This window comes from uncultured Gimesia sp., from assembly GCF_937910335.1.
Classification (GTDB): domain Bacteria; phylum Planctomycetota; class Planctomycetia; order Planctomycetales; family Planctomycetaceae; genus Gimesia.
The window spans coordinates 1-4,471 of the sequence record NZ_CALEMX010000051.1 but is presented as its reverse complement, the minus strand read 5'-3'; the positions used below and the strand labels follow the sequence as shown (position 1 = coordinate 4,471).

Here is a 4,471-nt window from a genome sequence, read left to right as displayed (position 1 = left end):
GTGCCATAAATTGTTTCCAGAATTACATTTATAACATTACTCCTCTCTGCTCACCTTTCGTCTGAAACGACCAGAGTGAACGTTTTGGATTTCGATCACTTACCATCCTCCTGATTCCCCATCTATTTCGTCGGAAAAGATTTCATAATGACCTGGTTAAAAATGATTCTGCTGTCAATCATTCAGGGAATCAGCGAGTTCCTTCCGATCAGCTCTTCAGGGCATCTGGTGATTGTAGAAAGCCTGCTCGATATCCAGGCAGACCAGACAGACGTGAATATTGTTCTGCATGCGGGCACTTTAATCTCAATACTCATCTTCTACCGAAGAACCATCTATCGACTACTCAGCCAGGATTTCAGGGTCATACCGCTGTTGATTATTGGAACGCTACCCGTAGTCGTGATTGGATTAGCAGCGAAAAAATATGCTGAGCCTATGCTGGAAAGCACTTTGCTTGCAGGCTGCATGTTACCGATTACAGGCCTCTTCCTGCTCACGATTCCTCACATTCCTCAAAAAGAACAGAGCTATACGGAAATCTCTTACAAGCAGGCGCTCATCATTGGCTTTGCGCAGGCAATCGCCATTTTACCTGGTATTTCGCGCAGCGGTAGTACAATCGTGACCGGCCTGCTTACAGGATTGTCCAGACAATCAGCGGCAACCTTTTCATTTTTACTGGCGATTCCAGCAATCGCTGGCGCGACCATTCTTGAAACGGCGGAAATACTCTCGAACCCGCATATGAGCACTCCCCTGAGCCTGCTGGCCGTGGGAATGATCGTCTCAGCGATTATAGGACTGGCTGCGCTCTGGTTACTGGTTCGCTGGCTTGAAAAAGGGAAACTGCAGTATTTTGCGTACTGGTGTATTCCATTGGGAATACTCATTACCATCATGCAGTTCATCTGAGAAGAACCGCTTAACGGCGCGAAGAACGGCGTACATAACAACGCATTGAACGTGCAGGTAACACAGCCACTCTCGGATATAAGGTCGTACCATCCCGCTTCGGAAAAATATCCAGTGGTGACCGGGCAGAGGTGTCGACGGTCAAATGCCATTCTTTCGGCTTGACCCCGAACGGTAACTCAAATGCCTGCGCATCGGGAGAAGAATTTATCAGAATCATCAGATCAGAACCATCCCTGACTCGTCGAGATGTGTGCCTTGCCCCCAGAATACATAACAGACAGTGCGTGTCATGTTTCCAATCTACAGAATGGCCTTGTACATTGAACCAACTGACATCCGGAAGTTTTTCAACTCCATCCAATTGTCCGGTGAGGAAGTCCCTCTGTCTTAACGTGGGTTCGCAAAGTCGAAAATGAATCAGCTCTTTACAAAACCGATACAAACCACTGTTTTTATCAACCAGCGACCAGTCAAACCAGGAAATGGAATTATCCTGGCAATATGTATTGTTATTCCCACGCTGCGTCCTGCGACATTCATCTCCAGAAAGTAACATCGGAACGCCCTGACTCAAAAAGAGCGTTGCCAGATGGTTCTTGATCTGACGTTCGCGCATACCGTTAATGGCCGGGTCATCAGTGGGACCTTCAACACCGAAATTCATACTGATGTTATTGTTTTCCCCGTCCTGATTGTCTTCATGATTGGCATAGTTATGCTTGTGTTCATAACTCACCAGATCATTCAAAGAGAACCCATCATGGGCAGTAATAAAGTTCACGCCATGAAATGGCTCGCGCCCCGTTTTCTGGTAAAGGTCACTTGAACCGGAGAGACGTGTCGCGTAATCCCCCAGTGTCGGAACATCGCCACGCCAGAAGCGGCGCACGTCATCCCGATAGCGACCATTCCATTCTGCCCAGCGCATGTGTGAAAATGATCCGACCTGATAGGCTCCCGCGGCATCCCAGGCCTCTGCAATGAGTTTCGTATCTGCCAATAGCGGATCTTCTGCGATGGCTTCGACCAATGGAGGGCTTGGAACAAGGTTTCCGCTCCTGTCGCGGCTTAAGATAGATGCGAGATCAAACCGGAATCCATCGATGTGATAGTTACAGGTCCAATAACGCAGACAATGGAAGATCATCTCCCGGACTACGGGGTGGTTGCCGTTAATCGCGTTTCCACATCCGGAATAGTTTTTATAGTGTTTCCCACCTTGCTCCAGGTGGTAGTAAACTTGATTTTCTAATCCGCGAAAAGAAAGCGTCGGACCGTGCTCATTACCTTCCGCAGTATGGTTAAAGACCACATCCAATATGACTTCGATGCCGGCATCATGCAAAGCCCGCACCATCTCTTTGAACTCTCGCACTTGAGCGCCCGGTTCCGGGTTGGTGGCAAAACCACGATGCGGGGCAAAGAAAGCCAGTGTTTCATAGCCCCAATAATTCTGGTGGTCAGTAAAGGAACCATCCGGTTCGTTCATCGGGAATTCATGGATGGGCATCAACTCAACGGCGGTAATACCCAGATCAATCAAATACGGAATCTTTTCGATGACGCCAGCATAAGTTCCCGGACTTTCAACACCACTACTGGATGATTTCGTAAATCCACGCACATGCATTTCGTAAACGACTGTGTCAGCCAGATGGTGCCTCACATGACGATCGCCTTGCCAGTCAAACTGATCATCTACAACCACACACTTAGGTGGTCGGACTATCCCATCCGGAGAAGGCTGATAATTTCCTGCAAGTGCTTTGGCATAGGGATCAATCAAACGAGCCCGTTTATCAAACCGATGTCCGACCTCTGGTTGAAAAGGACCATCTGCTTGAAAATGATAGAGTTGACCAGGGCCAATACCCGAGATGAAAGCCGTCCAGATATCGCCTAAGCGGCCATACTCTTGATTGAATTGAATCACTTCGGATGGCTCTAAATCATCAACATGGTTATACAGTAATAACCACATCGAAGTGGCAGAGCGACTGTAAACAGAAAAGAGCACCCCGTTATCCTGCGGTACTGCACCGTAGGAAAATGTATGCATCGAGTGAATGGGGGAACTTAAAGAGTGTACCAATTCGTGATCCATTAAATACCTATTCCTCAGGATTACTGCACCGAACTGAACACGCGAAAATTAAGCGTCCTTCTCTTGAGCAAAAAAAGAACTCAATATTTTCAACTCAATACAGTAACATCATCTCAAATATTGCTTCAGATCATTCCATCCTCTGACGGAACTCATCTGATTTTAACGATAATCCACATCTCTATTCTTATTCTTCGACTCGTACTCAATGAAAAATCATTTCTTTTTTTCATTCAAAGTGAGTTCCCAGAGATCGGCTGAAGGCAGTAGATAACATCGAGAAAACAATCGTTTTGTATTTTATTCAAACAACACTCAGTTTACATTCAAGTTATTTTATTGCCGCAGACAGTTTATCAAGTAAAACAACTTTACACAGGACATTTTTCCTAAAAAGACAACTGAGCTACCGGAAATTCCAGTAGCTCAGTTTTTTCTCAACCGCATTGTCACTCCTGTTTTATCGTACATCGTGACGGGTAAGTCGCTACTTCAAGTTACGGGAAAAAAGGATCATTGCGAGTTGAACTGGTTGGTCCAGATCGATAAGGCTGATAAACTGGCTGACTTACCGGACGATAGGACCGATAAACAGGCTGACTGACTGGTCGATACGTAGGATACTGCTGAGCACTGCTCCCGTATGATCCACGATAACCAGTATTGTACTGAACAGGACGCTGATAGCGATTCACGCCACAGTTTCCACCAGGACAATTTCCAGATCTGCAGTTCGCACCACAACTGGAACCAATTCCACAATTTCCATTAGCACAAGGACTTTGATACGTGCTACTGGGATAGCACTTACCATTCACACAGTTCGTGCGGCCATAGGCCGATTGACCATATTGGGGCTGATATGAAGTCTGCTGATATCCCCTGTTATAACTAGCAGGAGCAGTCAAAGCCCGAAACGGCGAAGTAATCACGTCTAGAACGCCACCAGGACGAGGTTGAAAAAAAGCCGTTTTTGTTTCGTGCGAAACTTTCATAGCACCATGATCTGCTGCATTAACCCGATCCGAAAAGATCACCATACAGCTTAAACAAATTGCCAATGTCGTTAATTTACCTGTCATAAAAGATTTCTCCTCATTTTCATTGCCGAAAAAATGTAGTCATTTAAACCACCACGTGGCTAACTTACCAGTTGCATTCGGCATGCCAAAACAAGAGAGCACAATACAATAAACTACCTTAACATCTATAATAAATACCACTTACAACCTATTAAATATTCACATATAATCATTTAAGCAACACTTCGCATGTCTTTGTTGTAACATTTACGAGACACCTCACTCAAAACAGACCCACAACATGACCTTTTTACAAACGAGATAAACCTTGAGGCCATACCATCGTTTTAAACCTGTATTCAAAGCGTAAATCCACCAAAACAAGGCTGCAACATGTCATCATATTGACAATATTGATATTCATGAC

The 4,471-nt window shown here is 45.5% G+C and carries 3 protein-coding genes; 1 reads left to right on the top strand and 2 read right to left on the bottom strand.

Annotated elements, in window-relative coordinates:
- Positions 1-147 precede the first annotated feature (147 nt).
- Positions 148-915, top strand: a complete 768-nt coding sequence (locus Q0668_RS02070) for an undecaprenyl-diphosphate phosphatase (protein WP_298859440.1) — start codon at positions 148-150, stop codon at positions 913-915.
- A 10-nt stretch (positions 916-925) separates the two neighbouring features.
- On the opposite strand, the gene glgX is transcribed toward Q0668_RS02070, so the two are convergent.
- Together glgX and Q0668_RS02060 are read right to left on the bottom strand one after the other, a co-directional pair.
- Entirely contained in the window at positions 926-3,022 is a 2,097-nt protein-coding gene (gene glgX / locus Q0668_RS02065; protein WP_298859438.1) for a glycogen debranching protein GlgX, read from the bottom strand.
- Between the two features lie 497 nt (positions 3,023-3,519).
- Positions 3,520-4,104, bottom strand: a complete 585-nt coding sequence (locus Q0668_RS02060; RefSeq protein ID WP_298859435.1) for a hypothetical protein — start codon at positions 4,102-4,104, stop codon at positions 3,520-3,522.
- Between the last annotated feature and the right edge of the window lie 367 nt (positions 4,105-4,471).

Coding starts and splice junctions, on each gene's coding strand:
- glgX (WP_298859438.1), bottom strand. CDS start 3,022: ATGGATCACGAATTGGTACACTCTTTAAGTTCCCCCATTCACTCGATG.
- Q0668_RS02060 (WP_298859435.1), bottom strand. CDS start 4,104: ATGACAGGTAAATTAACGACATTGGCAATTTGTTTAAGCTGTATGGTG.
- Q0668_RS02070 (WP_298859440.1), top strand. CDS start 148: ATGACCTGGTTAAAAATGATTCTGCTGTCAATCATTCAGGGAATCAGC.